General features: G+C 60.9%; 30 protein-coding genes. 15 read left to right on the top strand and 15 right to left on the bottom strand.

Annotated features, from left to right (window positions below; translation table 11 throughout):
* Nucleotides 1–66 precede the first annotated feature (66 nt).
* Both era and ACR0MM_RS16560 read left to right on the top strand, forming a co-directional pair.
* A complete protein-coding gene (gene era, locus ACR0MM_RS16565; protein ID WP_480697418.1) occupies nucleotides 67–975 on the top strand; it encodes a GTPase Era in 909 nt (302 codons plus the stop codon).
* Entirely contained in the window at nucleotides 972–1,301 is a 330-nt protein-coding gene (locus tag ACR0MM_RS16560; RefSeq protein ID WP_149776390.1) for a DUF1491 family protein, read from the top strand. The genes era and ACR0MM_RS16560 overlap by 4 nt, the downstream gene beginning before the upstream one ends.
* A 12-nt stretch (nucleotides 1,302–1,313) precedes the next feature.
* On the opposite strand, the gene ACR0MM_RS16555 is transcribed toward ACR0MM_RS16560, so the two are convergent.
* Complete coding sequence (locus ACR0MM_RS16555) at nucleotides 1,314–2,087, bottom strand: FkbM family methyltransferase (RefSeq protein WP_480697416.1); 774 nt, start codon at nucleotides 2,085–2,087, stop codon at nucleotides 1,314–1,316.
* A 105-nt stretch (nucleotides 2,088–2,192) separates the two neighbouring features.
* Entirely contained in the window at nucleotides 2,193–2,855 is a 663-nt protein-coding gene (gene trhA / locus ACR0MM_RS16550; RefSeq protein WP_480697414.1) for a PAQR family membrane homeostasis protein TrhA, read from the bottom strand.
* 159 nt (nucleotides 2,856–3,014) lie between these two features.
* On the opposite strand from trhA, the gene recO reads away from it, so the two are divergent.
* A complete protein-coding gene (gene recO, locus ACR0MM_RS16545) occupies nucleotides 3,015–3,740 on the top strand; it encodes a DNA repair protein RecO (protein ID WP_480697412.1) in 726 nt (241 codons plus the stop codon).
* On the opposite strand, the gene ACR0MM_RS16540 is transcribed toward recO, so the two are convergent.
* The 3 genes from ACR0MM_RS16540 to ACR0MM_RS16530 form a co-directional block, all read right to left on the bottom strand.
* Complete coding sequence (locus ACR0MM_RS16540) at nucleotides 3,724–4,116, bottom strand: META domain-containing protein (RefSeq protein ID WP_480697410.1); 393 nt, start codon at nucleotides 4,114–4,116, stop codon at nucleotides 3,724–3,726. The genes recO and ACR0MM_RS16540 overlap by 17 nt on opposite strands.
* A gap of 25 nt (nucleotides 4,117–4,141) precedes the next feature.
* Nucleotides 4,142–4,669, bottom strand: coding sequence for a hypothetical protein (locus tag ACR0MM_RS16535; protein ID WP_480697408.1), 528 nt, complete (start codon nucleotides 4,667–4,669; stop codon nucleotides 4,142–4,144).
* A gap of 246 nt (nucleotides 4,670–4,915) precedes the next feature.
* Entirely contained in the window at nucleotides 4,916–6,607 is a 1,692-nt protein-coding gene (locus ACR0MM_RS16530) for an acyl-CoA dehydrogenase family protein (RefSeq protein WP_480697406.1), read from the bottom strand.
* A gap of 144 nt (nucleotides 6,608–6,751) precedes the next feature.
* Between ACR0MM_RS16530 and ACR0MM_RS16525 the strand changes: the two genes are divergently transcribed.
* Complete coding sequence (locus tag ACR0MM_RS16525; protein ID WP_170392203.1) at nucleotides 6,752–7,516, top strand: sulfite exporter TauE/SafE family protein; 765 nt, start codon at nucleotides 6,752–6,754, stop codon at nucleotides 7,514–7,516.
* A gap of 4 nt (nucleotides 7,517–7,520) precedes the next feature.
* Here the strand turns inward: ACR0MM_RS16525 and ACR0MM_RS16520 are convergent, their stop codons facing one another.
* From ACR0MM_RS16520 to ACR0MM_RS16510, 3 genes are all read right to left on the bottom strand, one after another.
* On the bottom strand, nucleotides 7,521–8,063 hold the full coding sequence (locus ACR0MM_RS16520; protein ID WP_254430024.1) for a hypothetical protein: 543 nt from the start codon (nucleotides 8,061–8,063) through the stop codon (nucleotides 7,521–7,523).
* Nucleotides 8,064–8,095: 32 nt separating this feature from the next.
* Nucleotides 8,096–8,386, bottom strand: coding sequence for a hypothetical protein (locus ACR0MM_RS16515; RefSeq protein WP_093965332.1), 291 nt, complete (start codon nucleotides 8,384–8,386; stop codon nucleotides 8,096–8,098).
* Between the two features lie 375 nt (nucleotides 8,387–8,761).
* The gene (locus tag ACR0MM_RS16510; protein ID WP_170372751.1) at nucleotides 8,762–10,360 is read right to left on the bottom strand and encodes a phosphoenolpyruvate carboxykinase; all 1,599 of its coding nucleotides are present in this window, start codon (nucleotides 10,358–10,360) and stop codon (nucleotides 8,762–8,764) included.
* Nucleotides 10,361–10,706: 346 nt separating this feature from the next.
* On the opposite strand from ACR0MM_RS16510, the gene ACR0MM_RS16505 reads away from it, so the two are divergent.
* Genes ACR0MM_RS16505 through ACR0MM_RS16475 form a run of 7 tightly spaced genes read left to right on the top strand, consistent with a single transcriptional unit; the run spans nucleotide 10,707 to nucleotide 16,128 of the window.
* Nucleotides 10,707–11,411: a response regulator transcription factor gene (locus ACR0MM_RS16505; protein ID WP_170342637.1), complete on the top strand. Its 705-nt coding sequence runs from the start codon at nucleotides 10,707–10,709 to the stop codon at nucleotides 11,409–11,411.
* Nucleotides 11,412–11,446: 35 nt separating this feature from the next.
* A complete protein-coding gene (locus ACR0MM_RS16500; protein WP_170343437.1) occupies nucleotides 11,447–13,159 on the top strand; it encodes an ATP-binding protein in 1,713 nt (570 codons plus the stop codon).
* A 3-nt stretch (nucleotides 13,160–13,162) separates the two neighbouring features.
* A complete protein-coding gene (locus ACR0MM_RS16495; RefSeq protein WP_480697403.1) occupies nucleotides 13,163–13,633 on the top strand; it encodes an HPr kinase/phosphorylase in 471 nt (156 codons plus the stop codon).
* Nucleotides 13,630–14,511 (top strand): RNase adapter RapZ, encoded by an 882-nt coding sequence (rapZ, locus tag ACR0MM_RS16490; protein WP_170343439.1) that lies wholly within the window; start codon nucleotides 13,630–13,632, stop codon nucleotides 14,509–14,511. The genes ACR0MM_RS16495 and rapZ overlap by 4 nt, the downstream gene beginning before the upstream one ends.
* Complete coding sequence (locus ACR0MM_RS16485) at nucleotides 14,508–14,900, top strand: PTS sugar transporter subunit IIA (protein ID WP_093965293.1); 393 nt, start codon at nucleotides 14,508–14,510, stop codon at nucleotides 14,898–14,900. Before rapZ ends, ACR0MM_RS16485 begins: the two co-directional genes overlap by 4 nt.
* Before the next feature lie 17 nt (nucleotides 14,901–14,917).
* Nucleotides 14,918–15,187, top strand: a complete 270-nt coding sequence (locus ACR0MM_RS16480) for an HPr family phosphocarrier protein (RefSeq protein WP_170343440.1) — start codon at nucleotides 14,918–14,920, stop codon at nucleotides 15,185–15,187.
* Between the two features lie 41 nt (nucleotides 15,188–15,228).
* Complete coding sequence (locus ACR0MM_RS16475; protein ID WP_170367980.1) at nucleotides 15,229–16,128, top strand: lysophospholipid acyltransferase family protein; 900 nt, start codon at nucleotides 15,229–15,231, stop codon at nucleotides 16,126–16,128.
* A 56-nt stretch (nucleotides 16,129–16,184) separates the two neighbouring features.
* Here the strand turns inward: ACR0MM_RS16475 and ACR0MM_RS16470 are convergent, their stop codons facing one another.
* Nucleotides 16,185–17,060: a 3-hydroxybutyryl-CoA dehydrogenase gene (locus ACR0MM_RS16470; protein ID WP_170373275.1), complete on the bottom strand. Its 876-nt coding sequence runs from the start codon at nucleotides 17,058–17,060 to the stop codon at nucleotides 16,185–16,187.
* A gap of 165 nt (nucleotides 17,061–17,225) precedes the next feature.
* Between ACR0MM_RS16470 and ACR0MM_RS16465 the strand changes: the two genes are divergently transcribed.
* Entirely contained in the window at nucleotides 17,226–18,053 is an 828-nt protein-coding gene (locus tag ACR0MM_RS16465) for a DUF6473 family protein (protein ID WP_480697401.1), read from the top strand.
* A 49-nt stretch (nucleotides 18,054–18,102) separates the two neighbouring features.
* Here ACR0MM_RS16465 and ACR0MM_RS16460 read toward each other — a convergent pair whose 3' ends face one another.
* The 6 genes from ACR0MM_RS16460 to ACR0MM_RS16435 all read right to left on the bottom strand — a co-directional run bounded on the left by ACR0MM_RS16460 (nucleotide 18,103) and on the right by ACR0MM_RS16435 (nucleotide 22,481).
* Nucleotides 18,103–19,032, bottom strand: a complete 930-nt coding sequence (locus tag ACR0MM_RS16460; RefSeq protein WP_480697399.1) for an electron transfer flavoprotein subunit alpha/FixB family protein — start codon at nucleotides 19,030–19,032, stop codon at nucleotides 18,103–18,105.
* Entirely contained in the window at nucleotides 19,032–19,790 is a 759-nt protein-coding gene (locus ACR0MM_RS16455; RefSeq protein WP_170342626.1) for an electron transfer flavoprotein subunit beta/FixA family protein, read from the bottom strand. Before ACR0MM_RS16455 ends, ACR0MM_RS16460 begins: the two co-directional genes overlap by 1 nt.
* A gap of 311 nt (nucleotides 19,791–20,101) precedes the next feature.
* The gene (locus tag ACR0MM_RS16450) at nucleotides 20,102–20,674 is read right to left on the bottom strand and encodes a cob(I)yrinic acid a,c-diamide adenosyltransferase (protein ID WP_093965304.1); all 573 of its coding nucleotides are present in this window, start codon (nucleotides 20,672–20,674) and stop codon (nucleotides 20,102–20,104) included.
* Nucleotides 20,675–20,878, bottom strand: a complete 204-nt coding sequence (locus ACR0MM_RS16445) for a twin transmembrane helix small protein (RefSeq protein ID WP_093965306.1) — start codon at nucleotides 20,876–20,878, stop codon at nucleotides 20,675–20,677.
* 80 nt (nucleotides 20,879–20,958) lie between these two features.
* Nucleotides 20,959–21,786, bottom strand: coding sequence for an SDR family NAD(P)-dependent oxidoreductase (locus tag ACR0MM_RS16440; protein ID WP_170441939.1), 828 nt, complete (start codon nucleotides 21,784–21,786; stop codon nucleotides 20,959–20,961).
* 68 nt (nucleotides 21,787–21,854) lie between these two features.
* A complete protein-coding gene (locus ACR0MM_RS16435) occupies nucleotides 21,855–22,481 on the bottom strand; it encodes an SH3 domain-containing protein (protein ID WP_254435624.1) in 627 nt (208 codons plus the stop codon).
* 199 nt (nucleotides 22,482–22,680) lie between these two features.
* Between ACR0MM_RS16435 and ACR0MM_RS16430 the strand changes: the two genes are divergently transcribed.
* From ACR0MM_RS16430 to ACR0MM_RS16420, 3 genes are all read left to right on the top strand, one after another.
* A complete protein-coding gene (locus ACR0MM_RS16430; RefSeq protein ID WP_480697397.1) occupies nucleotides 22,681–25,029 on the top strand; it encodes a DNA topoisomerase IV subunit A in 2,349 nt (782 codons plus the stop codon).
* A 97-nt stretch (nucleotides 25,030–25,126) separates the two neighbouring features.
* Nucleotides 25,127–25,717: a hypothetical protein gene (locus ACR0MM_RS16425; protein WP_480697395.1), complete on the top strand. Its 591-nt coding sequence runs from the start codon at nucleotides 25,127–25,129 to the stop codon at nucleotides 25,715–25,717.
* A 116-nt stretch (nucleotides 25,718–25,833) separates the two neighbouring features.
* Nucleotides 25,834–25,924 (top strand): GTP-binding protein (locus ACR0MM_RS16420; RefSeq protein ID WP_215675807.1); only part of this gene is annotated, 91 nt, incomplete at its 3' end.

Genomic DNA, 25,924 nt, shown 5'->3' with positions numbered 1-25,924 from the left:
AATGCCTCTGGCCCGCTGTGCCTTTCTGCGATAGGGATGCGCACTTGAAAACAGGATCACCACACAATGACGACACGCGCCGGATTCATCGCCCTGATCGGAGAGCCCAATGCAGGCAAATCCACCCTTCTGAACCGCATGGTCGGGGCCAAGGTCTCGATCGTGACGCACAAGGTGCAGACAACGCGCGCCCGGATCCGCGGCGTCGCCATGGAGGGTGATGCGCAACTGGTCTTCGTCGATACGCCGGGCCTGTTCAAACCCCGCCGCCGGCTTGACCGCGCGATGGTCGCGGCGGCCTGGGGCGGCGCGGCCGATGCCGACATCATCGTGCTGATGGTCGAAGCGCATCGCGGTATCACCGAAGGCGTCGAGCGCATCCTGGATGGCCTGTCTGAGATCGCGCAGGGCCGCAAGGTGGCACTGGCGATCAACAAGATCGACCGGGTCGAAGCCCCCGCGCTGCTGTCCCTGACCCGCGACCTGAATGACCGCTTCGCCTTTGCCGAAACCTTCATGATCTCGGCCGAAAAGGGCCACGGCGTCGAGGACCTGCGTGCCTGGCTGGCCCAGCATCTGCCCGAAGGCCCCTGGCTTTATCCCGAAGACCAGATCGCCGATCTGCCGCTGCGCATGATTGCGGCCGAGATCACGCGCGAGAAGCTGACCCTGCGCCTGCATCAGGAGCTGCCCTACCAGCTGACGGTCGAGACCGAGAACTGGGAAGAGCGCAAGGATGGTTCGGCCAAGATCGACCAGATCATCTATGTCATGCGCGACGGCCACAAGGGCATCGTGCTGGGCAAGCGCGGCGAGACGATCAAGGCCGTCAGCCAGACCGCCCGGGCCGAGTTGGAGGAATTTCTTGATCGCAAGGTCCACCTGTTCCTGCAGGTGAAGGTCCGGCCCAACTGGCTGGAAGAGGCCGAGCGCTACTCGGAAATGGGGCTGGACTTCAAAGACGGCAACGCATGACCCGCCTGACGGCCGAGTTCTGGGTCCACGCCTATCTGGCCCGGCTGCGCCTGCACGAGATCCCCGCCTTTGTCGTCGCCCATGGCGACGACACTGCCGGCGCGGTTCTGGTCAAGCTCAACACGCTCGACGGCAATGCCACCGCCTTTCAGCGCAGCTTTGACCTGCTCAGCGGCGCACGCAAATGGATCGAACTGGCCAAAGGCCCCGAGGCCGAGGTGGACGAGGCCATCGCCCGGCAGCGCAGCTTTGACCCCGATCTTTGGGTGATCGAGGTCGAAGACCGGCAAGGCCGGCATCTCTTGAACGAGGAAGGACTGGACTGAGACCTGGACCTTTCAGGTCTGCCGATACAGCGCGTTACGTCCGAATTTTCCGCGCAATTCATAGCCGTTTTGCTCCAGTATGCCCGCAATATCGACCGACCAGAACCGTTCGTGCTGGAGTTCGAAAAAAATCGCCTTGGGTTTCTGGGTGGCCGAGGCTTCGGTGATCAGCGGGGCAAGCACCCGGTCTTCCTGGCCCTCGACATCCACCTTGACCAGATCGATCGGCGTATCCGGGTCGGATGGCAGAAACTCGGTCAGCGTCCGCACCTGAACCGATATACCGTTGGCGCCGCGCATCGGTTCGCCCAGTCTGGCCAACCCCAGGTTTCCCTGCGCTGGCACGAACAGCTCCATCTCGCCGCTATTGTCCGAAACCGCGCAATCATGGACCCGGATACAGTCAAATGCGTTCAGGCGGATGTTTTCTTCCAACCGCGCCCGCATGACAGGGTTGGGTTCGAATGCGTGGATCACCGATCCAGGCGCCGCGACGGCTGCCAGGCGAAGGGTGTGAGCCCCGGCATTGGCGCCAACGTCATAGGCAACGATCGGGCGGTCTTTGGGCAGGTCTTTCAGAATATGCCGCAAAGCACGTTCTTCTTGGGTGCGCCCCATGCGCCAGATCTGAAATTCCGTGTTGTTGTCGGCGGGATGAATACGCATCCGGCACCCGCGATAATCGAACTCGGTGGGTTTCAATTCGCGGCGGATGCGTTTCCTGATCTTGTTGGGGGTGTCCGGGTCATTGAAGATGTCGCGCAGAAGGTAATTCGGCCAGTCCATGGCATTGGATCCCGTTTTTGTTCCCCGTTCCGAGTGCTTTCTATCAGTCGGATCTGCGTTGAAAAACACTTATTCCTATTTCCTGATCGGGCCGTTCCGCGTCTGTCAGGATGCTCCGGGCACCCACAAAGGCGACAGCGCCAGCCAGACGCCCGCGAACATGGCGATCCCGCCCAGGTTCACCCAGATGTGCCAGATCGCATAGCGGTAGGGCAGCGTCTTGCGGGCGTAGAACGCGGTTCCGACCACATAGCAGCCGGACCCGGCCAGGATGCACCACAGCGTCGCCACCGGTACACCCCGCAGATCGGGCAGGGCCAGCAGCCCCAGCGCGCCCAACCCCAAGTAGGATGCCGTCGACCAGCGTGATTTCACCGTCTCGTTGGTGATCTTATTCCAAACTGCCACCGCTGTCAGCGCCCAACACACCACCAGCAGGCCCAGGGTCCAAGGCGTTCCAGCCAGAACGAAGAACGGTGTGAAGGTGCCTGTTATGCTGGGGTAGATCGCCGCGTGATCAATGCGCCGCAGCAGTGTGCGCCGCTCGTGCAGCGGTAGAAAGTGATAAGCCCAGGACGCCAGGTTCGACGCCAGCGCACACAAGACGTAAACCACGACGGCGACCACCAGCGCGGCTTGCAGATGGGTTGCCGCCTTAGCCACCAGCAAGCCGCCCGCAATCAAGATCAAAGCCAGGCCCACTGCATGCACAGTCATGTCCGCGCGGCGGAAGGCGGGGGAGATGCTGGGAAAGGTCGCGTCGGTCATGTCTCGTCTCGTGGCTGCCCGTGCTGGGTAATATCGCCCCGGGGCCAAGTCCACAATTCCGGCACGTCAGTCGGCGTCCTTCGATTGAATTTGCTTCTTTCCGCGCCGCGCCGTACCGTCGCGGTCCGACGCGATCTCAAGGCAACCCAAGGGCCCCGCATGGACTGGCGCGACCATGGCATTCTTCTGACCGCCCGCCGCCACGGCGAAGCCGCGGCCATCATTGAGGTGTTCACCGAAACCCATGGCCGCCATGCGGGCGTGGTTCGCGGGGGTGCCAGCCGCAAGATCGCGCCCATCCTGCAACCCGGCGCGCAGTTGGACGTGCTGTGGCGGGCGCGGTTGCAGGAACATATTGGCACCTTCCAGGTCGAGCCGTTGCGCTCGCGCGCGGCGGCGGCGTTTTCGGGGCGGCTGGCCCTGTCGGGGCTGAACGCGGTCGTGGCGCTGCTGTCCTTCTGCCTGCCTGAGCGCGAACCACACCCCGCAATCTATCGACAGACGGAACAGCTGATGGATCTGCTGGGCCAGGACGAGATCTGGCCGCTGGCTTACCTGCGCTGGGAACTGGCCCTGCTTGAAGAGCTGGGTTTTGGGCTGGACCTGACCCGCTGTGCCGTGACCGGCACTACCGAGGGGCTGGCCTATGTCTCGCCCAAGACCGGCCGGGCGGTCAGTGCCGAAGGCGCCGGGGATTGGGCCGACCGCCTGCTGCCTCTGCCGCCGGTGCTGCGCGGGCAGGGGGCCGCCCCGGATGACGAGATCGCCGCCGGGCTGCGCACCACCGGCTATTTCCTGGCGCATCGCGTGGCGCCATCGCTGGGTCACACGCCGCTGCCCGAAGCCCGCGCCCGCTTTGTCGATCAGTTCACTCGGCGGCTTTGAACACCATCTCGTGCCCGTCCTCGTTGCGTAGGATCAGCACGTCGCCCGACACCTCGGACTGCGTCATCGCCAGCAGCGCGGCGAAATAGAATCCTTCGGCCTCAAGCCCGGCGCAGGCGGCACGGGTGGCGGTCAGGTCGGCGATTTCGAACCACGGATAGGGCGCGTTCAATGTGCCCGAGTAGCTGTTGCAGGGCGCGTTTCCGGCAATCTTGCCGTCTTCGGGAAAGCGCAGCAGGGCGCTGGCGTTATAGGGCTGGCCGTTCACCTCTTGCAGCACCCAGGTGCGGTCGGCCGCGCCATAGGCGGCGACGCTTTCGTCGCGGTCACATTGCAGCAGGGCAAGGGCGGGCAGGATCAGGCTTAGGCGCAGCATGAGGGCTTTCTATCCCGACTTGGCGTCATTGCGCCAGCAGTTCGGCGCGCACCTCCATCCGGGAGCGCCAGTTGTAGCGTGTGTCCTCGCGCACCGGGGCCCAGAACAGGTCACCCCCGTTGCGCCAGCCGTCCAGAACGATCGCGTCATAGGGCCCCTCGCCCTTGGCGCTGATCGCGGCCGAGTGGTGGATGATCCGGAACGGGGTCGGCGGCGAGGTGATCCAGTGCAGGTCCAGCGTGCGGAAGTTCTCTTGCCGCAGCCGCTTGAGCATGTCCTCGGCCCAATCGTTGCACAACCCGCGTTCGCGAAAACCGTTGATGACCTTGGCGTTGTGGATGATCGCCGGATCGGTGACCCGATACTCGGCCCTCAGCTGCAGCGCATAGTCATGGGCGATCTGCGCCGCACGGGCGGCTTCCTGCGGATCGACATCGGGGCTGAGGTTCTGAATGGCGCGGGTCAGACCAGCAACATCGCCCGAGGGTGTGCCGGACGGCGTGCTGCAGCCCGTGATCAACAGGCCAAGAACAAGGATCAGAAAGCGCGCCATGGTCACTCCGCAAAGATCGGTTCGGCATCTGCGTAGCCGCGGCGCAGCATGATGCAGTTCGACCGCTACTTAGCCGAAACCTGTGCCGGGACCCAAGGGGGAATTTTCCCCGCCAATGTGTCCGGTGGGTCCGGTCGGGTGAAATGAACAGGGCAGATCTGGTCACCCGGCGCTTTTAGCTTGCCAGAAAAGAAAAGACCCGGCGCTGGGCCGGGTCAAGTTGGGGAAACCGCGGCGGGCGGGCGCTCAGGCCAGCAGACGCCGCGCGATGACTTGCGCCTGGATCTCGGCGGCGCCTTCAAAGATGTTCAGGATGCGGGCGTCACACAGCACCCGGCTGATCTTGTATTCCAGTGCAAAGCCGTTGCCGCCGTGAATCTGCAACCCGTTGTCGGCCGCGGCCCAGGCGACGCGCGCGCCCAGCAGCTTGGCCATCCCGGCCTCCAGGTCGCAGCGGTGGCCGTTGTCCTTCTCCCAGGCGCTGAAATAGGTCAGCTGACGGGCGATCATGATCTCGACCGCCATCATCGCCAGCTTGCCGGACACGCGCGGGAAGTTGATCAGGGCCTTGCCGAACTGCTTGCGCTCCTGTGCGTATTGCATGGCGATGTCCAGCGCGCTTTGGGCAACACCGATGGCGCGGGCGGCGGTCTGGATACGCGCGGATTCGAAGGTTTCCATGAGCTGCTTGAAGCCCTTGCCCTCCTCTCCGCCCAGTAGGTTCTCGCCTTTGACGTGGAAGCCGTCGAAGGCCAGCTCGTATTCCTTCATGCCGCGATAGCCCAGCACCTCGATCTCGCCGCCGGTCATGCCGGGGGTCGGGAAGGGGTTGTCGTCGGTGCCGGGTGTCTTTTCGGCCAGGAACATCGACAAGCCCCGGTGGTCGGTGGTTTCGGGATCGGTGCGCGCCAGCAACGTCATCACATGGGTGCGCGCGGCATGGGTGATCCAGGTCTTGTTGCCCGTGATCTTGTAGTCGCCATTCTCGTCCTTGACCGCGCGGGTGCGCAGGCTGCCGAGGTCCGAGCCGGTGTTGGGTTCGGTGAACACGGCCGTCGGCAGGATCTCGGCGCTGGCGATCTTGGGCAGCCATTGGGCCTTTTGGTCGTCGGTGCCGCCCGCGATGATCAACTCGGCCGCGATCTCGGACCGGGTGCCAAGGCTGCCGACGCCGATATACCCGCGCGACAGTTCTTCGGAGACCACGCACATCGACGCCTTGGACAGGCCGAACCCGCCGTATTCCTCGGGGATGGTCAGGCCGAATACGCCCATCTCGGCCAGTTCCTCGATGATTTCCATCGGGATCAGCTCGTCCTTGAGGTGCCATTCATGGGCGTTTGGCTCGACCCGATCCAGCGCATAGCGGCGGAACTGCTCGCGGATCATCTCGAGCTCTTCGTCAAGGCCCGAGGCGCCGAACATGGTGGCTCCGGATTGCTCTTGCATCAGCTGAACCAGACGGCTGCGCGCGGCCTGGCTGTTGGCCTGTGCCATCAGAGTCTGTACCTCGGCGCATTGGAAGCCCGACAGCGCATCCCAGCCCAGCCCCAGATCCTGCAGGCGCACGACCTCACCCTGGTTCATCGGGATGCCGCCGGCGACCTGGTGCAAGTATTCACCAAAGGCGATCTGGTGCAGCAACTGTTCCATCTCGCCGAACTTGCCCTGGGCGTCCAGCGCCTCGGCCCATTTCTGCATCTGCTGCAGCGACTGGTTGTAGGTCGCCAGCCAGGCCAGCCCATGCGCGGCGGTCTGGTTCGCCTCGACCAAAGCGCCCGAGACGCGACCCTCGGCCGATACCATCTCGCGCACCACATCGCGCGCCCGCTCAAAGACGGACTGAACCGCCGGCAGCGCGGCCCCCGTCAGGGTCAGAAGATCAGGCAGAACCGGCTGAGAAGTCATGTTCGTCATATCTTGTCCGTCATGGGCCATGAATCACGTCCTTTGCTGGGTTATCTGGTCATATCATGCTGCAACTGCAGCGCAACAAAAATTCACAGAATGCGTCGAAAAGGTCCAAAAATTACGTAACGAATTTTGCGGTGCAGAGAAAATCTGCGGTGGTATGTAGGGGCAATGGATCTGTTTTCTTTGATGTCCCTGCCCGAACTCTACCTTGCGTTCGCGGTCGCCTTTCTGGCCGGAGCGGTGAAAGGCATGGTCGGTTTCGCCATGCCGATGGTCCTGATTTCGGGGCTCAGCATGATGCTGCCGCCTCAGCTTGCGCTGGCCGGGCTGATCCTGCCAACGGTTGTGACGAACGGGATCCAGGCCTTGAGAGAAGGACGCGCGGCAGCGATGTCTTCGATCCGGCAGTTCCGGGTCTTTCTTTCCGTCGGGCTGGTCTTTCTGTTGGGGAGCGCTCAGCTGATCAGCCTGGTTCCATCGCAGGCTTTCCTTCTGATGATCGGAATTCCAGTCACGTTCTTTGCCACGATCCAACTGCTGGGCGTTAAACTGAGCCTGTCTGAACAATCGCCGAAGATCGAGGCCGCAGTCGGTGCGGTTACCGGGTTCATTGGCGGCATATCAGGCGTTTGGGGACCTCCGACCGTTGCCTATCTGACTGCGCTGAATACACCCAAATCTGAACAATTGCGCATTCAGGGTGTGATCTATGGCTTGGGAGCCTTGGCTCTGGTCGTGGCGCATATTGGATCAGGCGTGTTGCGGGCTGAAACCGTGCCGTTCTCGGCTGCGCTGACCCTTCCGGCTTTGGCCGGCATGTGGCTGGGATTGCAGATGCATGATCGGATTGATCAGGCCACGTTCCGCAAGGCGACTTTGTTGGTTCTGATGATCGCAGGTGCGAACTTGCTGCGCAGGGGGGTGTTCGGTTGAACGCTCAACCCTTACGTTCAAAATAGCGGAAGGCAAAAAACAGTCCGAACATCAGGAACAGCAGTCCCGAAAGATCGCCGATCAAAAAGGCAAAATACTCGGCCGTCGCGCTGCCAAAAGCCAGGTTGGTCAGGCCGGATACCAGGATTGACGTGATGACTCCGACCCCCATGATGCAGGCCCAGCAGGGCGCCCGATCAGCGGCGGGAAACAGATCCCATCCTAGCCATTTCAACAAATAGAATACGGCCGGCGCCGTCGTGACCGCAATCAAGATGGCCAGCAGTCGGCTGGTCAGAAAAACGTCCGAGCCACCGAGTGTCGCGAAAACCAGAAAGACACCGGGCAGCATGGCCAGTATCGCACGCCACCCCAAGAGCCACGCCGCGAGGACCCGCACGCCGTGCGGAAGAAACAACAGGCTGGCGCGGCTGGGGTACTCTGGAAAGAACACGTTCTGCATGGGCATCAAAACCCAAAAGGTCAGAAACGATGCGCCGATATAGGCCAACGAAGCATAAAACGTGTCAGAGGCCCACGATCGCATCACGTCATGCTTCTTTCAGGATTGCTCAGCGGTCAACGCGGGGCGTTGACGACATACCGTCCCCGGTTGGCGTTTCCGCTTTGGGACAAGTAGCCCTTCTGTACCAGCGACTTGAGGGCGCGGAAGAAGGTCGGGCGCGAAACGCTTTGCACCAAAGTGTGCTCGATCAGGCCATAGGTCCGGACTTCGCGCGTGTCTTTCGACAATTCTTCGGCCGCGTAATAAATGTCACGCTCTACCGGAGAAAGCTCTTCGAGCCCCAACGTGCGTTCCATGCTCTGCATCAACTTGCGCAGTTCCGCCAGTTTCGAGATCTCGGTCATTTCCATTCCTGATTTTACCAGTGCCACCAGTTGATATCCGCTTGGTCAAATGACCCATGATAGTCGCCTATCACGCGGCACATCTCATGTTGACACTCATCCCCTCGATAATACACTACCGCCTTGATTAGGCTGCTCATCTTGCGAGTGTGAGTGTCCGCGCGCGAGCTGCCCAAAGGTTTTTTCAGTCTTGGCCCGGTGCATTTTGCGCCGGGCTATTTCCTTGTAATGGGTCCTTGATTTACTGCATGATTTTTAGGCGGGCAACGAATTTGTTCATGCCAATGTCACATTACAACTGCAGGAAGAACAAATAACTGCAAGGACCCGTTATTGTGCGCGCAGGGGCCCGCAACTGCGCCCCTGCATGTCGGTTCAGCCGATAGCGACGGCTTTGATGTCTTCGTCGATGAACGGCAAATACTGTTCAAAGTTCTCGGCAAACATGTGCACCAGCTTTTCCGCCTGTTTGTCGAAAGCGGCCTGATCGTCCCAGGTACGGCGCGGATCCAGCAGAACTTCGGGCACGCCGGGGACCGTCACCGGAACGTCGAAGCCGAAATTGGCGTCCTTGCGATACTCGGCATCGGCCAGCGAGCCGTCCAGAGCCGCAGTCAGCAGGGCGCGGGTGGCCTTGATGGGCATCCGGCTGCCAACGCCGTATGCGCCGCCAGTCCAGCCGGTATTGACCAGCCAACAGGTTGCGCCGTGCTGGGCGATCTTGTCGCGCAGCAGCTTGCCGTATTCCTCGGGGCGGCGCGGCATGAACGGGGCGCCAAAGCAGGTCGAGAAGGTGGGCTGCGGCTCAGTCACGCCGCGTTCGGTTCCGGCCACCTTCGAGGTGAAACCCGACAGGAAGTGGTACATCGCCTGCGCCGGGGTCAGCCGCGCGATTGGCGGCAGGACGCCGAAGGCATCACAGGTCAGCATGATGATGTTTTTCGGGTGCCCGCCCAGCGCCGTCTTGGAGGCGTTCGAAATGTATTCCAGCGGGTAGGCGCACCGCATGTTCGCGGTCAGGCTGTCATCGTTGAAATCCAGTTTCAGGGTTTCGGGATCGAAGACCATGTTCTCGATCACCGTGCCGAACTTCGACGTGGTCGCGTAGATCTCGGGTTCCGCTTCGGCGCTCAGATTGATGGTCTTGGCATAGCATCCGCCTTCGAAGTTGAAGGTCCCGCGATCCGACCAGCCGTGCTCGTCGTCGCCGATCAGAACACGTGCCGGATCAGCCGAAAGCGTGGTCTTTCCGGTGCCGGACAGGCCGAAGAAAACGGCGGTGTCGACGGGGTTGCCCACCGCATGGTTGGCCGAGCAATGCATCGGCATCACGCCTTTTTCCGGCAGCAGGTAGTTCAGAAGCGTAAACACGGACTTCTTGTTCTCGCCCGCGTATTCGGTGCCGCCGATGAGAATCAGTTTGCGGTCAAAGTTCAGCGCGATCACCGTTTCGCTTCGGCAATCGTGCTTTTTCGGGTCCGCCTGGAAACTGGGGCAGTTGATGATGGTGTAATCTGCGATGAATTCGTCCAGGTCCTCGCGGTCCGGGCGACGCAGCAGGTGCCGGATGAACAGGTTGTGCCAGGCCAGTTCCGTAACCATGCGCACATTGATCGCATAGGCAGGATCAGCGCCGCCAACCAGATCCTGAACGAAGTAGTCCTTGCCTTTCATATGGGCCAGCATGTCGGCGTACAGCGCGTCAAAGCCATCGGGGCTCATTTCCGCGTTGTTTTCCCACCAGATGCTGTCCGCCACGCTTTCGGTCCGGACGACGTGCTTGTCCTTGGGTGACCGGCCCGTGAACTTGCCGGTGGACACCAGAAACGCTCCGCCATTGCCCAGCGTGCCTTCATTCCGCTTGAGCGCCTTCTGAATCAGCGCCGGCTCCATCAAGTTGTAATAGACATTGCCCAGCCCCTCGATGCCTTGATCTTCGAGGCGGAACTGCGGGTTTACCCGTCCAAATGTCATTCGTGTCTTCTCCTGTGGCGGCGCTGCGGCGGTTGGGGCCGTCTGCGCTCATGAGGCGTAGTGCCGGTTAGTCCGGCGGATAAGGGCCTCATATCACGGCCGTTTAGGGCATGAACAGGACGGTTTGGCACAGTTAGCGCAACCAAGGCCGGGTTTAGCGCAACCAAGATTTTCCGGTCGGAAAACCCGGGCACTTTCGGAAGCGCAGGACGACCTTTTTGTCGCAGGATCGTGAACAATGTGGCGCGATTCGTACATCCGGATTGATTCGCGGCCTTAAAAAAGCCAAGAATGCCCTACAAAAAGCAAAAATATATCGTGAGTGAGCAGGTAAAGGGGCAGCCCTATGTCTAAGATTGCACTGGTGGATGACGATCGGAACATTCTGACGTCCGTATCCATGACGCTCGAGGCCGAAGGGTTCGAGGTCGAAACCTACAATGACGGGCAGGCAGCCCTTGACGCGTTCAACAAGAAACTGCCGGATATGGCGGTTCTGGACATCAAGATGCCCCGCATGGACGGCATGGATCTGCTGCAGCGGCTGCGGCAGAAAACCCAGATGCCGGTGATTTTCCTCACGTCCAAAGACGATGAGATCGACGAGGTTCTGGGCCTGCGGATGGGCGCGGACGACTACGTGAAAAAGCCGTTCTCTCAACGCCTTCTGGTCGAGCGCATCCGTGCGCTGCTGCGCCGTCAGGAAGCGACTGACGGGGATGCGTCGGCTGCAACCACCGGGGACGCAAAGGTGATGGAGCGCGGCGATCTGCGCATGGACCCCCTGCGTCACGCGGTCAGCTGGAAGGGGACCGATGTTTCGCTGACGGTCACGGAATTCCTGCTGCTGCAGGCCTTGGCGCAACGCCCCGGCTTCGTCAAAAGCCGCGATCAGCTGATGGATGTCGCATATGACGATCAGGTCTATGTCGACGACCGGACCATCGACAGCCACATCAAGCGTCTGCGCAAGAAGATGCGTGCTGCTGATCCCGAGTTTTCGGCTATCGAAACGCTGTACGGTATCGGGTACCGTTACAACGAGGAATAAGCCGGGCCGGCTTTCTGCAAAGGTGAATTTGTTTCGTGCGTGACACCGAGCAATCCAGCGAGTTGCGCGACGGTGACGTCGTTCTGGGCGATGATTGGGTCATCCCGCAAGACCCCGAGTCGGCCGAGCTGCGCGCGCGGCGATCGCGGCGTACTCTGTTCACGCTGCGCAACTCGCCGCTGGCGCGCAAGATCATCACGTTCAACCTGATTGCTTTGGTGATCTTGGTCGCAGGTCTGCTGTACCTGGACGACACCCGAAAAGAGAGGGTCCAGCAAACGGCGCGAGACCTCATTGGCGATGCGCAACTGGTCAGCAACGTCTTCGAGGCACAACTGCGCCAGGTCGCCGGATCGCGGGACGCTTCTGACCTGAACGTCAAGGCGACCCTTGCCGGGCTGAGCATCCCCGAGGGCGGCGAAGTCTTCGTCTATGACAGCACCGGCACGTTGATCGGCTGGACTCGCGGTTCCTCGACCGTGGCGGAATTGCCGGGCCTGATTCAGGCCGAAGCGGATGCTCCGACCGGCAGCACGTTGATCTCTGATGCCCTGACCGCCGTCTGGAATGGTCTGTATTCGGTTTTCACCACCGGATCTGAAGCCGAGGCACCGACGCTGGCACAGCGGGTTCAGGACATCATACCAAACGCGCTGGACGGCCACATGCAGGTTCACGCCGTGTCTGACGCCGCCGGAGACACTGTGATTGTGGCGGCGTCGCCAATCGTTCTGGATGGCGCCCCTGTGGGGGCTGTCGCAATGGCCGGTCCCGCCGGAGAAATCGACGCACTGGCTCGGAAAGAGCAGGAACGCATTCTGCAGATGTTTGTCGTTGCCCTGCTGGTCTCGGTGGGTCTCAGCCTTGTGCTGGCCTCAACCATCGCGAACCCGCTGGCGGATCTGGCCGCTGCGGCGGAAATGGGCAAGGACCGTGGCACTGGGGTCAATCCCGGCCGTATCCGCATCCCCGATCTGAGCGCTCGCCCGGACGAGATTGGTCGGCTAAGCCGTGCGCTGCGGGGAATGGTGACGGCGCTCTACAACCGGATAGACGCCAACGAACAGTTCGCGGCTGACGTCGCGCATGAAATCAAGAACCCCTTGGCCAGCCTGCAGTCGGCCGTCGGTACGCTGCGAATGGTCAAGCGTGACGATCAGCGCGAGAAATTGTTGGGCGTTATCGAGCACGATGTCCGCCGATTGGACCGCCTTGTCAGCGACATCTCGAACGCGTCCCGCCTGGATGCTGAACTGGTCAAAGAGCAGGAGCAGCCCTTCGATCTTCTGAAGCTGATCGGCAATATCAGTCAGTACCTGGGCGAAGATGCCCGATCGAAGGGGATCGACTACATCACGGATTTGCCGTCCAAGCCCATCGTCATAAACGGGCTCGAGGCCCGTCTGGCGCAGGTTTTCGTGAACCTGATTACAAATGCCATCTCCTTCTGCGAGGAAAGCGACGCGATCCGCGTTTGGGTGCGCCAACGCGAAAATCGGGTTCTGGTTGTTGTCGAAGACACTGGCCCCGGTATTCCGGATCAGGCCCTGACCAAGGTGTTCAAGCGCTTCTATTCGCAGCGCCCGGCCGAGCATTTCGGCAACAATTCGGGCCTTGGACTTGCGATCTCGAAACAGATTGTCGAGGCCCACGGCGGCGTCATCTGGGCCGAGAACATCCGTCCGACCGAGGCGGACATCACGTCGGACCCGCAAGGTGCGCGGTTTGTCGTGGGTCTTCCCCTTTAAGCGATGTGCGCTTTGCGCCTTCCGGAAAAGCCCAGCGATGATCCGGTCTGCGTGCACGCCACCTGCGTTGCCGTTGCAGGCCGCGGCGCCCTGATTTCGGGGCCGTCCGGGGCCGGAAAATCGGCACTTGCATTGCAGATGATGGGCTTCGGAGCGGACCTCGTCGCCGATGATCGTGTGAATTTGACCCTGTCGGGCGACCGGGTGCTGGCGGATGCGGTTCCTCAAATCCGTGGATTGCTCGAAGCCCGCGGCGTCGGGCTGCTGCGCGCCACGGCCTGCGGTCCCGTTCCGTTGGATTGGATCGTGGATCTGGATCAGGTGGAATCCCAACGACTGCCGGAACCGCGACAGGTTCTTGTGCTGGGACATCCTGTTCCCTTGCTTCATGCCGCCGGCGTCCCCAACTTGGCATCAGCACTTGTTCAACTGATGAAAATGGGGCGCGTCGATCCGCAATGGCCAAGCACATGACAGCACAAACGCGCATCGTTCTGGTGACAGGTCCGTCGGGCGCGGGCCGGTCGACGGCGATTCATGTGCTCGAGGATCTGGGCTATGAGGCCATCGACAACTTGCCGATGGGCCTGTTGCTGCGCCTGATGGAGGGCGCGGATCCATCCCGGCCGATGGCGCTGGGGATCGATGCCCGCAATCGTGATTTCTCGACCATCGGCTTTATCGAATTGGTCGCCAAACTGGGCCGGATGAGCCAGGTGGACCTGTCCACGCTCTATCTGGATTGCAGCGACGACGTGCTGTTGCGCCGGTTTTCGGAAACCCGGCGCCGTCATCCGGTCGCAACCGATGCCAGCCCCGAAACCGGTATCCGTCAGGAAAAGGAATTGTTGGAGCCGATCCGCGAGATCGCCGACACCCTGATCGACACCAGCGTGCTCAACGTGCACCAGCTGCGATCCGAGGTTGAACGCTGGTTCGCCCCGGAGGGAGGCCGGCATCTGGCCGTTTCTATCGAGTCCTTCTCGTACAAACGGGGGCTGCCGCTGGGCCTCGACATGGTGTTCGACTGCCGATTTCTGGCCAACCCATATTGGCGTCCGGAGCTGCGCGAGGCTGATGGTCGAAATCCGGACGTTGCGTCCTATGTTCAGGCTGACACGAACTATGCCGCCTTTTTCGAACGGGTGGTGGAACTGTTGCTGTCTCTGCTGCCCGCCTTCAAGGCCGAGGGCAAAACACACCTGTCGGTCGCCTTCGGCTGTACCGGGGGTCAGCACCGCTCGGTCGCGATGGCCGAAGCGGTCGCAAAAGCCCTTGCAGAGCAGGGGCAGCCGGTGGCAATTAGACACCGCGAGATGGAACGTCGATCGTTGAATGTGAGGCCGGATTGATCGGAATTGTAATCGTGGCGCATGGCGGATTGGCCCAGGAATACCTGGCGGCCATGCAACACGTCGTGGGCAAGCAACCCGGCCTTGTGGCAGTGTCGATCGACGCTGATCATGATCGCGAAGAAAAGCAGGCCGAAATCTGTCGGGCCGCGGATGCTGTGGATGTCGGCGACGGTGTTGTTGTCGTGACCGATCTGTTCGGGGGCAGCCCCTCGAATCTCAGCCTGCGCGCCTGTGCGCCGCAGGACCGTAGAATTCTTTACGGCGCCAACCTTCCGATGCTGATCAAACTGGCCAAAAGCCGCCAACTTCCGGTCGGGGACGCCGTCCGTAGGGCTATGGAGGCTGGACGAAAGTACATCAATGCGCAAAATGTGACATTGGACTGACATCGGATCGATTGAATATGGCCACCAAAAGCTTGAAAATCATCAACGAAAAGGGCTTGCACGCGCGCGCTTCAGCCAAATTGGTCGAGGTAGTCGAAGGGTTTGACGCCCGCGCCGAAGTGTCCAAAGACGGCATGTCCGCGTCGGGTGACAGCATTATGGGCCTTTTGATGTTGGCGGCTTCGCGTGGAACGACTATTGACGTCGAAACGTCCGGGCCGGATGCTGAGGCGCTGGCAGATGCGCTGGAAGCATTGGTGAACGACAAGTTCGGCGAAGGTTTCTGACGCAGGGCACTGCCACAAAACAAGAACGGGAAGACCAGGAATTGGCGGAAACCACGCACGATACCAAGACCAACACGGTGGTGGCCGAGACCGCGGAAGCGGGCGAAATCTACGACCGCCGCACGCTGACCTACGCAAATTCGTTTGACGACGCCTGGACCTCGACGGCCATCAAGGCGATCGAATGGTGCACAGGCAAGCTGACCATTCTGCGCATGGTCAACAAGTTCGAAAAGCAGAATGAAAAGTATCGCGGCCAGAAATTCTGGGGTGGTGCCCTTGGTATCATGGGAATCGACCTGACCACGCCCGAACACCAGATTGCGCGCATTCCGAAAGAGGGGCCCGTTGTGGTGGTGGCCAATCACCCGCATGGGATGGTGGACGGCATGATCCTGGCCGAATTGATCGGACGCGTGCGCCAGGACTATCGCATCCTGACCCGCTCGGTTCTGACCGGGCTGGATGAAGCCGCGACATCGTTCATGATCCCGGTCCCGTTTCCACATGACCCCGAAGCCCAGAGCAAGATGCTTGAGATGCGGGGCAAAGCGATGGAGCACCTCAAGAACGGTGGTGTCGTCGCGCTGTTCCCATCCGGTGTGGTGATGTCTTCGGACACGTGGTTCGGCCCGGCTCAGGAACGCGAATGGAACGTGTTTACCGCCAAGATGATCCGGCGATCCGGTGCCAAGGTTCTGCCCATCTACTTCCCCGGCAGCAATTCGCGCTGGTACCAGATTGCCAACAAACTATCGGCAATTTTGCGTCAGGGACTTCTGCTGCATGAGATCGTCCGGTCCTGCAACAAACCGGTCGGCCCCGTGATCGGAGAGCCGATTTCGGACGAGGACATGAAACTGCTCGAACGCGACCCGCGCGGATTCATGACCTGGCTCAGAAAACACACGCTGGGCTTGGGGCAGTCACCAGAAGCCTGATCCACCGTTCATTGGCGCGAAAAAATCGCGGGCGAGCGGGGCGGTCTCTTGACGGCTTAGCGCGTCGGGACCGGAACCTCGCCACGGTAGTCATAAAACCCGCGATCGGTCTTGCGGCCCAGCCAGCCGGCCTCGACGTATTTCGTCAGCAACGGGCAGGGGCGGTACTTTGTATCCGCCAACCCATCATGGAGGACGTTCATGATGGCCAGGCAGGTGTCCAGCCCAATAAAATCGGCCAGTTCCAGCGGACCCATGGGGTGATTGGCGCCCAGCTTCATGGACTGGTCGATCGACTGAACACTGCCGACCCCTTCATACAGAGTATAGACGGCCTCGTTGATCATCGGCATCAGGATACGGTTCACGATGAAGGCCGGAAAATCCTCGGCGCTGGCGGCGGTTTTGCCCAACCGATCCACCACGGCCTTGCAGGTGGCGAAGGTTTCTTCGTCGGTGGCGATACCGCGAATCAACTCGACCAATTGCATGACAGGAACCGGGTTCATGAAGTGGAACCCCATGAAACGCTCCGGCCGATCCGTCCGGCTGGCAAGCCGTGTGATCGAAATGGACGAGGTGTTCGACGTCAGGATCGTATGGGCCTGCAAATGCGGCTGCAGATCCTCGAAAATCGCCTGCTTGATGGCCTCACGTTCGGTCGCGGCTTCGATCACGAGGTCCGTCTGGCCGATCTCGGGAAGGTTCAGCGTGGTCTTGATCCGTTGCAGCGCGGTCTGCATCTCGTCGTCACCGATCTTTCCGCGTGACACCTGACGAGCCAGGTTGCCCTTGATCGTTTCAATGGCAGCGTCCAGCGCATCCTGGCTGATGTCGTTCAGCAGAACGTCATACCCTGCCAACGCCATCACGTGGGCAATTCCGTTGCCCATCTGGCCCGCGCCGATTACTCCGACTGATTTCACGTCCATATTGAACTGCCTTCCGCATCAAGGTTCAGGGGGACATTATCGGCAGTCCGGGTTGGGCGGCAAGGGGTTGGGACCGGTCCAATTCGCTTCAAATGCGCACATTAGAGTTTTCTAAACACCTAAGGCCGCAGAATGGCGATTGGGTGAAGAAAATGGGTGGCTGACATGAGTTATCATGAGTCGGGCGCGACCGGGGTCGAGGAATCCGTCTGCCGGTACGGGGCGTCAAAATTGTGGTTTCGCGGGCCAAAGCGTGCGTTGCAGGTACCATATGTGGCCTGCGTCGGCGGCACCGAGACATTCGGTCGGTTCGTCGATTCTCCGTTTCCTGTCGTGTTGGAGCAGCGGCTGGAAATGCAGTGTCTGAATCTGGGAAGTCTGTTCACGGGTGCCGAGGGATTGGCGCGGGATCCGGAAATTCTGAGCCTGATGAATGGCGCCGAGGTTTGCGTGCTGCAACTGCCCTCGGCGCTGAATCAGTCCAACCGGTTCTACCGTGTTCATCCCCGACGCAATGATCGGGTGCTCCAGGCAACATCGGACCTTTCCGCGTTGTACCCCGAAGTTGACTTCGCCGACGTTCATTTTGTGCGGCACCTTATGTCCAGGTTGTCGGCATCTTCGGACGCACGGTTCGAAGTGGTGGCCGCCGAGTTGCGGCGGGCTTGGGCAGAGGCGCTTCGCACGCTGTTGGACAACGTCACCAGCCGGGTTCTGCTGCTGTGGCTGGACTGGGATCACAGCCCGGCAGTCGGGCTGGATGCGCGGGGGGTATCTGATCCGGTGCCAATTACACAGGCCATGATTGATGGATTGTCGGATGGAGGGGTGCCAACCGTGAAGATGACGGTGCGCCCTTCAGGTGCTTCGGATGATCTTGAGGACATGCTGTTCGGCACGATGCAGCAACCGATGGCGGAATATATGATCGGACCGGCCACGCACCGGGCTATTGCAGAACGTTTGCTGCCTGCGATCCGAGACCTCGAATGACAAAGGCCCGCCGATTGGCGGGCCTTGATCGTTTCGAAGTCTGGACGTATCAGCCCAGCTTTTCGGTCAGTTCTGGCACGGCCTGGAACAGGTCCGCGACCAGGCCGTAGTCCGCGACCTGGAAGATCGGAGCTTCTTCGTCTTTGTTGATCGCGACGATGATCTTCGAATCCTTCATGCCGGCCAGGTGCTGGATCGCACCCGAAATACCAACCGCGATGTACAGATCGGGTGCAACGACCTTGCCGGTCTGACCCACCTGCCAGTCGTTCGGGGCATAGCCCGAGTCGACTGCCGCACGGCTGGCACCAACCGCCGCGCCCAGCTTGTCGGCCAGGGCTTCGATCAGTTTGAAGTCTTCTTCCGAGCCAACACCACGGCCGCCCGAGACAACGACGCCGGCCGAGGTCAGTTCTGGACGGTCGCTTTCGGCGACCTTGTCCTCGACCCACTCCGACAGGCCGGGGTTTTCACCGACCGATACGGTCTCGACCGGGGCCGATCCGCCTTCGCCGGCCGCATCAAAGCTGGCCGTACGGAAGGTGATGACCTTCTTGGGATCGTTCGACTTGACGGTCTGGATCGCGTTGCCCGCGTAGATCGGGCGCTCGAAGGTCGAGCCGTCCACTACTCCCGAAGCGTCCGAGATCACCATAACGTCCAGCAGCGCGGCCACGCGCGGTATGACGTTCTTGGCGTCGGTGGTGGCGGGCGCCACGATATGCTCATAGCCGTCGGCCAGGCTGACGATCAGCGCGGCGGTCGATTCGGCCAGACGGTGACCCAGCGACGGGTCTTCGGCGACCAGAACCTTGGACACGCCGTCGATCTTGGCGGCGGCTTCGCCGGCAGCGGCGGCCGAGCCACCCGCGGCCAGAACGGTCACGTCACCCAGCTGCTTGGCAGCGGTGACCGCCTTGGCGGTTGCGTCCATCGCCAGTTCGCCATTGTTGACTTCGGCAAGCAGAAGTACAGCCATTACACAGCCCCCGCTTCTTTGAGTTTCCCGACCAGCTCGTCGACCGAGCCCACGATGATACCCGCGGCGCGTGCCGGCGGCTCTTCGGTCTTGACGACTTCGAGCCGCGGCGTGACGTCGACGCCGTAGTCGGCGGCTGTTTTTTCGTCCAGCGGCTTTTTCTTGGCCTTCATGATGTTCGGCAGCGACGCATAGCGCGGCTCGTTCAGGCGCAGGTCGACGGTGATGATGGCCGGCATCTTGACGCTGATGGTCTGCAGACCGCCGTCAACTTCACGCGTGACCTTGGCGGTGTCGCCTTCGATGTCCAGTTCGGACGCGAAGGTGCCTTGGCTCCAGCCCAGCAGAGCCGACAGCATCTGACCGGTGGCGTTCATGTCGTTGTCGATCGCCTGCTTGCCGCACAGAACCAGTCCGGGCTGTTCTTCCTCGACCACCTTGGCCAGGATCTTGGCAACGGCCAGCGGTTCGATGTCCTGGTGGACGTCATCCGCCGCGACCACCAGAATGGCGCGGTCCGCACCCATGGCCAGCGCGGTGCGCAGCGTTTCCTGCGCCTGCTTGACGCCGATCGAAACGGCCACGACCTCGTCGGCCTTGCCTGCTTCTTTCAGGCGGATCGCCTCTTCGACGGCAATCTCGTCGAAAGGGTTCATCGACATTTTGACATTGGCGAGATCAACACCGCTGCCGTCCGCTTTGACGCGAACTTTCACGTTGTAGTCGATCACGCGCTTGACAGGCACAAGTACCTTCATTTTTGCGTACGCTCCTTACAAAAACGGCAAGCCGCAATGCGACTCCACCAATGCTCTCGTCGGCCTAGATAGCGCCTTGCGGGGCGTCGGGACAGGGCAAAATCGTCACGTCATGTCGTGGGGACGTCGCGTTTCACGCTTTTTGACGTGAAGGAACGAAAGATTGTTACCCGGCCGATGGGCGGTTTTGCCGCGCCGGATGGTGCGAAATCGCTCTCAAGAAGTTTTTGTCTCAGCAGTTCGCGCCCGCCCTTCTGGCCGGGGCTTCGCCCTTCCGGTCGCCACAACGTCCGCTGGACGTTGTGCCGCTTTCAGCGGTTCGCGCCCGGAACCCACAATACGTCATCGCGACCGCCGTTGTTGGCGCAGCGGGCTGCCACGAAGAACCAGTCGCTGAGGCGGTTGAGGTATTTCACCGCGGCCTCGTTCACCGGTTCCATGTTGGTCAGTTCGACAGACAGGCGCTCGGCGCGCCGCGAGACCGTGCGGCAGACATGAAGATGCGCCGCCAGCTTTGATCCGCCCGGCAAGATGAAGCTGCGCAACGGCTCGAGGTCGGCGTTCATCGCGTCGATTTCCGATTCCAGACGATCGATCTGGGCCGGGGCGATCCGTAGGGGCGGGTAGTCGGCCTCGGCGTCTTTTTCCATGTCGGGGCGGCACAGATCAGCGCCCAGGTCGAACAGATCGTTCTGAATGCGGGCCAGCGCCGCATCGACCTCGCCCTCGGCCTCGGTGCGGGCCACGCCGACAAAGGCGTTCAGTTCGTCCACCGTGCCATAGGCCGCCACGCGGCCCGAGTATTTTGCAACCCGTTCGCCATTGCCCAACGCGGTTTTGCCATCGTCCCCGGTGCGGGTATAAATCTTGTTCAGAACGACCATCTACTGCACTCCCTGTCCACGCAGATAGACGTAGAGCACGATCAGTACCACGGCAATGAATTGAAACAGGATGCGCAGCCGCATCATCTTGTTGCTTTTCTTGGCAGCCGCCATGCCGCCCTTGCCGAAATTGGATATGCCGATGGCCAGAACAACGACGACCGCCGCCATGGCCAAAAGAAGTACGCCCATTAGAAGGTCCATGAACTCACCGTCCGCATTTGTTTTATCCTTTGCGCACCATCTAGCGGGGCGGCCCGCGAAAGCGAACGGGTAATTTCGTCTCAGATACCCGAAAGGATGCGGTCTATCGTGCCCGTTGGCAGAATGCGGCGCAGATAACCCGCGATATAGGTCGGTGTGGTCACGTAGTATCGAGCCTTGGGCGACTTTGCCTCGAGCGCGCGGGCAAGTTTGTCGGTTACCGCAGACGCCGGCAGCTCGAACCGGTCGGGACCCGAGTCTTCGTACAGACGTTTGAGCAGCGACCCCTCATACTTGTCGCGCAGGGCCGAGTTTTCCCAATCTATGAACCGTTCAAAAACCGGTATGGCTTTTTCGCGCAGTTTAGAGGTGATGGGACCGGGTTCAATCAGCACCACTTTGATGCCGGTGCCGCGCAGCTCCAGCCTCATCGTATCGGTCAGGCCTTCGATGGCGTATTTCGTGGCGACGTAGGCACCGCGCCAGGGAAAGGCGACCAGACCCAGAACCGACGAGTTCTGTACGATGCGGCCATGGCCCTGTGCACGCATGACGGGTATCACCTGCCGGGTCAGTTCGTGCCAGCCAAAAACATTGGTCTCGAAGATATGGCGCAACCCGTCGGTGGGCACGTCTTCAATCGCGCCGGGCAGGCCATGGGCGCCGTTGTTGAACAGCGCGTCCAACGTGCCGCCCGTTGCTTCGAGAACACTGGCCAATCCCGAAGTGATCGTTTCGGCATCGGTATAGTCGATTCTTGGGCTGTCAAAGCCCTGAGCCCTCAGCCTGTCGCAATCGCGCTGATGTCTGCAGGCGGCAAACACGCGCCATCCGCGTGCACGCATCCCGTGTGCCGCGTCCAGACCAATGCCGGATGAGCATCCGGTGATGAGGATGGATTTCTGCATGTCTGCCCCAAAGTCGTCCTCGGCAAAAACTATTGCGAGGATCGGCCTCCGGCAATGACGGCATCACGTCAATTTGTGCTTTTTCGGATCAACGAGGAGGAAATCCAGCCAACCTGTTGCTCGGGCAACACGCGCAGGCGCAGCCAACCGGTTCCGGACTCGCTCAGAACTTCGACCTGCTGACCCATCCGCGCTTTGCCGATGATCGGATAGATCGTGCCGGGGCCGTCGCGCATGTTCACGCGGGTACCGGACACGATACGAATATCTTTTGGCGGCTCTGCGGGTGCAGGGGCGGCTGCCGCTTCCGGTTCGGCGTCGGTGTCCAAAACCTGGACGGCCGCGTTTTCATCCAGTGACGCCAGCGAAAAGGTACCGCCGGTATTGTCGAAACTGGACAGATCAGAATTCAGACCGGCCGCGATCTGCGCCAGTAACGCCTCGGTATCGACGGCATCGGCGGCGGGGATCGGTTCCGGCTTGGGTTCGGACGGCTTGGCGGGGCGCAGGGCCACTTTCGTCACAAGCTCGGTTGCCGGGGAGGGGACCAGTGGCCTGGGCTCGGGTTTCTCAGCTGCCGCAACGACGGGTGGTGCCTCGGCGCGGGTTCCGCGCGGTTCGAATTCGGATCCACCGCTCATGACGTAGAAGAACCAGCCGAGCATGGCAAAAGTAACAAGCATAAGGCGCGTCATGGCGCATCCCCCGGTAATCATAACAACAAGAAAAAGGCAGCATTCAATTGTTGGGATCCTACCATAGTTCGGGTCTCGAGTCGAAAATCGGGGGAAATCGCCGGGTTGGCTCCCCCTGTTGCAAAAACCCCGACTTGTCCCCAGCAAAATATGCCTTGGTTGCTTTACCACGCGCGCCGGGCGTCGTATCACATCATCTATGAACGACACGATCGACGACCCCAACATGGAGGCCCCCGACGCCGGGGGTGAGGTGGCCGAACCGCTGCGCCGGGCAATTGGCGAGCGTTATCTAACCTATGCTCTCTCCACCATCATGCACCGCGCGCTGCCGGATGCGCGCGACGGGCTGAAGCCGGTTCACCGGCGAATCCTCTACGCTATGCGCGAGCTGCGACTCAGCTCCTCGGGCGGGTTCCGCAAGTCGGCCAAGATCTCGGGTGACGTGATGGGTAACTATCACCCGCACGGGGACGCCGCGATCTATGACGCGATGGCGCGTCTGGCGCAGGATTTCAACGTCCGCTACCCGCTGGTCGACGGGCAGGGGAATTTCGGCAATATCGACGGCGACAACCCGGCGGCCTCGCGCTACACCGAGGCCCGGATGACCATCGTTGCCGAGGCGTTGCTGGAGGGGCTGAACGAGGACGCCGTCGATTTCCGCGACAACTATGACGGCACGCTGACCGAACCGGTCGTCTTGCCGGCACAGTTCCCGAACCTTCTGGCCAATGGCGCCTCAGGCATTGCCGTGGGCATGGCGACGAACATCCCGCCCCACAACATCGCCGAGCTGTGCGACGCCTGTCTGCATCTGATCAAGACGCCCGACGCGCGTGACGACACGCTGCTGAACTATGTGTCGGGGCCCGATTTCCCAACGGGCGGCGTAATCGTAGAACCGGCCGAGAATATCGCGCAGGCCTATCGCACCGGGCGCGGATCGTTCCGGCTGCGTTGCAAATACGAGGTCGAGGATCTGGGCCGCGGCCAGTGGCAGATCGTGGTCACCGAGATCCCGTATCAGGTTCAGAAATCCAAGCTGATCGAAAAGATCGCCGAGCTGATCCAGACCAAAAAGATCCCGATCCTGGGCGATGTGCGCGACGAATCCGCCGACGACATCCGCCTCATCCTCGAACCGCGCTCCAAGAACGTGGACCCCGAGGTGTTGATGAACATGCTGTATCGTAACTCGGATCTCGAGGTGCGGTTCAGCCTGAACATGAACGTGCTGATCGACGGGGTGACGCCCAAGGTCTGTTCGATGAAGGAAGTGCTGCGCGCCTTCCTCGATCACCGGCAAGAGGTGCTGCTGCGCCGCTCGCGTCACCGCATGGCCAAGATCGACCACCGGTTGGAGGTGTTGGAGGGCTTTATCGTTGCCTTCCTGAATCTCGACCGCGTGATTGATATCATCCGCTATGACGACGATCCCAAGGCCGCGCTGATGCGAGAGAATTGGAGCATCGACCATGTCCGCGCCGCCAGCGAGGCCGACTATGTCTCGCCCAAGCCGGGCGAGGGCGAATTGTCCGAAGTTCAGGTCGACGCGATCCTGAACATGCGCCTGCGCAGCCTGCGTCGGCTCGAAGAGATGGAACTGGTCCGTGAGCGTGACGCGCTGATGGAAGAGCGCGCAGAACTCGAGGATCTGCTGGCGGATGAGGGTCTGCAATGGGCCAAGATCGCCGAGCAGCTGAAAGAGACCAAGAAGACCTTCGGCAAGGATTATGAGGGCGGCGCGCGTCGCACCCGCTTTGCCGAAGCAGGCGAGGTCGAGGACGTACCGCTTGAGGCGATGATCGACAAAGAGCCGATCACGGTCGTCTGCTCGCAGATGGGCTGGATCCGCGCCATGACCGGCCATATTGATCTGAACCGCGAGTTGAAGTTCAAGGACGGCGACGGGCCGCGGTTCATCTTCCATGCGGAAACCACCGACCGGCTGCTGGTCTTCGCATCGAACGGGCGGGTCTACACGGTCAGCGCCGCGAACCTTCCCGGTGGCCGGGGAATGGGTGAGCCGCTGCGCCTGATGGTCGATCTGCCCAACGAGGCACAGATCGTCGACATCCTGATCCACAAACCGGGACGCAAACTTCTGGTTGCTTCGGATGCTGGCAACGGGTTCATGGTGCCCGAGGACGAGGTGCTGGCCCAGACCCGCAACGGCAAACAGGTGCTGAACGTCAAGGATGACGAGCGCGCGGTGATCTGCAAGCCGATCGAGGGCGATCACGTTGCTGTGGTATCGCAGAACGGCAAGTTTCTGGTGTTTCCGGTCTCCGAACTGCCCGAGATGACGCGTGGCAAGGGCGTGCGTCTCCAGAAATACAACATGGCGCGCGGGCGCCAGGGCACGCTGGAGCTGGATGGTGGCCTGTCCGACCTGACGACGTTCAACTGGGAGGACGGTTTGAAATGGTCAATGGGCGGCGACAAGACGCGGCATGAGGCAGATATGTCTCAATGGCTGGCAAAGCGCGCAAGCGTCGGAAAAAAACCGCCCTATGGGTTCCCGCGCGATTACAAGTTCTCGTGATCGTGCGCCGACCACGGTGGAAATCTGCCGATACGGCTTGGCACATGCTGCATCGGTGCGCTAGATCAAAGAAAAACAGGCCTATCGAGACGAGACAATGCTGCGCATTCTGACCCTGATTACCGGACTGGCCCTGGTGGGCGCCTGCACGCAGACGCAACTCTATGAAGAACCGGAAGATCTGGGTGAATTCAAGCTGCGCGTGAACTATGCGTTTGCCGACAAGGCCGTCCAGGGGCCGGTGTCGCGGGACGCGACGCCCCAGGAATGGACCGAAGCGATCCAGAAGGCCGTCGAAATCCGCCTTGGTCGCTATCAGGGCTCGCAGGAGTATGACATCGGGATCAGCCTCGAAGGCTATATGCTGGCACCTCCTGGTATTCCGGTGATCTACAACCCCAAAAGCACAGCGATCGTTCTGGTCAACGTCTATGATGTCGGCAAGAAAGAGTTTCTGGCCAAAGGCAAGCAGTTTCAGGTCCTCGAAGATACCACCGGTGGCAGCGCTCTGAAGGGCTCGGGCAACGAACGCACCAAGGAAGAGCAGATGAGCGGTTTGGCACTGAAAGTGGCGGACCGCGTCGAGGAATGGCTGGCTGAAGAGCACAAGGACAACGGGTGGTTCGACCTGCGCCCCGGCCTGATCCAACCGATTGAATCCGGACAGGTGGTACAAAACCCGGCATAGTTTTGAGGATTTCCCTCAGGATGTGCTTGATTTTCCGCTTTGAACCAAATATCTCGCGCGCGCAGATGTAACCACGGGACCAAGGGTCCCCCAAATCGCAAAAGGGCGCCTGAGGAATGGCAAAGGAAAAGTTTGAGCGTACAAAACCGCACGTCAACATTGGCACGATTGGCCACGTTGACCACGGCAAGACGACGCTGACCGCAG

This window comes from Ruegeria sp. BC6 (assembly GCF_056539185.1).
The sequence above is the reverse complement of the archived record's forward strand: the minus strand, read 5'-3'. Positions and strand labels throughout refer to the sequence as shown.

Excerpts from the sequence above, each read along its gene's own strand:
- era (WP_480697418.1), top strand. The coding sequence starts at position 67 with ATGACGACACGCGCCGGATTCATCGCCCTGATCGGAGAGCCCAATGCA.
- ACR0MM_RS16560 (WP_149776390.1), top strand. The coding sequence starts at position 972 with ATGACCCGCCTGACGGCCGAGTTCTGGGTCCACGCCTATCTGGCCCGG.
- ACR0MM_RS16555 (WP_480697416.1), bottom strand. The coding sequence starts at position 2,087 with ATGGACTGGCCGAATTACCTTCTGCGCGACATCTTCAATGACCCGGAC.
- trhA (WP_480697414.1), bottom strand. The coding sequence starts at position 2,855 with ATGACCGACGCGACCTTTCCCAGCATCTCCCCCGCCTTCCGCCGCGCG.
- recO (WP_480697412.1), top strand. The coding sequence starts at position 3,015 with ATGGACTGGCGCGACCATGGCATTCTTCTGACCGCCCGCCGCCACGGC.
- ACR0MM_RS16540 (WP_480697410.1), bottom strand. The coding sequence starts at position 4,116 with ATGCTGCGCCTAAGCCTGATCCTGCCCGCCCTTGCCCTGCTGCAATGT.
- ACR0MM_RS16535 (WP_480697408.1), bottom strand. The coding sequence starts at position 4,669 with ATGGCGCGCTTTCTGATCCTTGTTCTTGGCCTGTTGATCACGGGCTGC.
- ACR0MM_RS16530 (WP_480697406.1), bottom strand. The coding sequence starts at position 6,607 with ATGGCCCATGACGGACAAGATATGACGAACATGACTTCTCAGCCGGTT.
- ACR0MM_RS16525 (WP_170392203.1), top strand. The coding sequence starts at position 6,752 with ATGGATCTGTTTTCTTTGATGTCCCTGCCCGAACTCTACCTTGCGTTC.
- ACR0MM_RS16520 (WP_254430024.1), bottom strand. The coding sequence starts at position 8,063 with ATGCGATCGTGGGCCTCTGACACGTTTTATGCTTCGTTGGCCTATATC.
- ACR0MM_RS16515 (WP_093965332.1), bottom strand. The coding sequence starts at position 8,386 with ATGACCGAGATCTCGAAACTGGCGGAACTGCGCAAGTTGATGCAGAGC.
- ACR0MM_RS16510 (WP_170372751.1), bottom strand. The coding sequence starts at position 10,360 with ATGACATTTGGACGGGTAAACCCGCAGTTCCGCCTCGAAGATCAAGGC.
- ACR0MM_RS16505 (WP_170342637.1), top strand. The coding sequence starts at position 10,707 with ATGTCTAAGATTGCACTGGTGGATGACGATCGGAACATTCTGACGTCC.
- ACR0MM_RS16495 (WP_480697403.1), top strand. The coding sequence starts at position 13,163 with ATGTGCGCTTTGCGCCTTCCGGAAAAGCCCAGCGATGATCCGGTCTGC.
- rapZ (WP_170343439.1), top strand. The coding sequence starts at position 13,630 with ATGACAGCACAAACGCGCATCGTTCTGGTGACAGGTCCGTCGGGCGCG.
- ACR0MM_RS16480 (WP_170343440.1), top strand. The coding sequence starts at position 14,918 with ATGGCCACCAAAAGCTTGAAAATCATCAACGAAAAGGGCTTGCACGCG.
- ACR0MM_RS16470 (WP_170373275.1), bottom strand. The coding sequence starts at position 17,060 with ATGGACGTGAAATCAGTCGGAGTAATCGGCGCGGGCCAGATGGGCAAC.
- ACR0MM_RS16465 (WP_480697401.1), top strand. The coding sequence starts at position 17,226 with ATGAGTTATCATGAGTCGGGCGCGACCGGGGTCGAGGAATCCGTCTGC.
- ACR0MM_RS16460 (WP_480697399.1), bottom strand. The coding sequence starts at position 19,032 with ATGGCTGTACTTCTGCTTGCCGAAGTCAACAATGGCGAACTGGCGATG.
- ACR0MM_RS16455 (WP_170342626.1), bottom strand. The coding sequence starts at position 19,790 with ATGAAGGTACTTGTGCCTGTCAAGCGCGTGATCGACTACAACGTGAAA.
- ACR0MM_RS16450 (WP_093965304.1), bottom strand. The coding sequence starts at position 20,674 with ATGGTCGTTCTGAACAAGATTTATACCCGCACCGGGGACGATGGCAAA.
- ACR0MM_RS16445 (WP_093965306.1), bottom strand. The coding sequence starts at position 20,878 with ATGGACCTTCTAATGGGCGTACTTCTTTTGGCCATGGCGGCGGTCGTC.
- ACR0MM_RS16440 (WP_170441939.1), bottom strand. The coding sequence starts at position 21,786 with ATGCAGAAATCCATCCTCATCACCGGATGCTCATCCGGCATTGGTCTG.
- ACR0MM_RS16435 (WP_254435624.1), bottom strand. The coding sequence starts at position 22,481 with ATGACGCGCCTTATGCTTGTTACTTTTGCCATGCTCGGCTGGTTCTTC.
- ACR0MM_RS16430 (WP_480697397.1), top strand. The coding sequence starts at position 22,681 with ATGAACGACACGATCGACGACCCCAACATGGAGGCCCCCGACGCCGGG.
- ACR0MM_RS16425 (WP_480697395.1), top strand. The coding sequence starts at position 25,127 with ATGCTGCGCATTCTGACCCTGATTACCGGACTGGCCCTGGTGGGCGCC.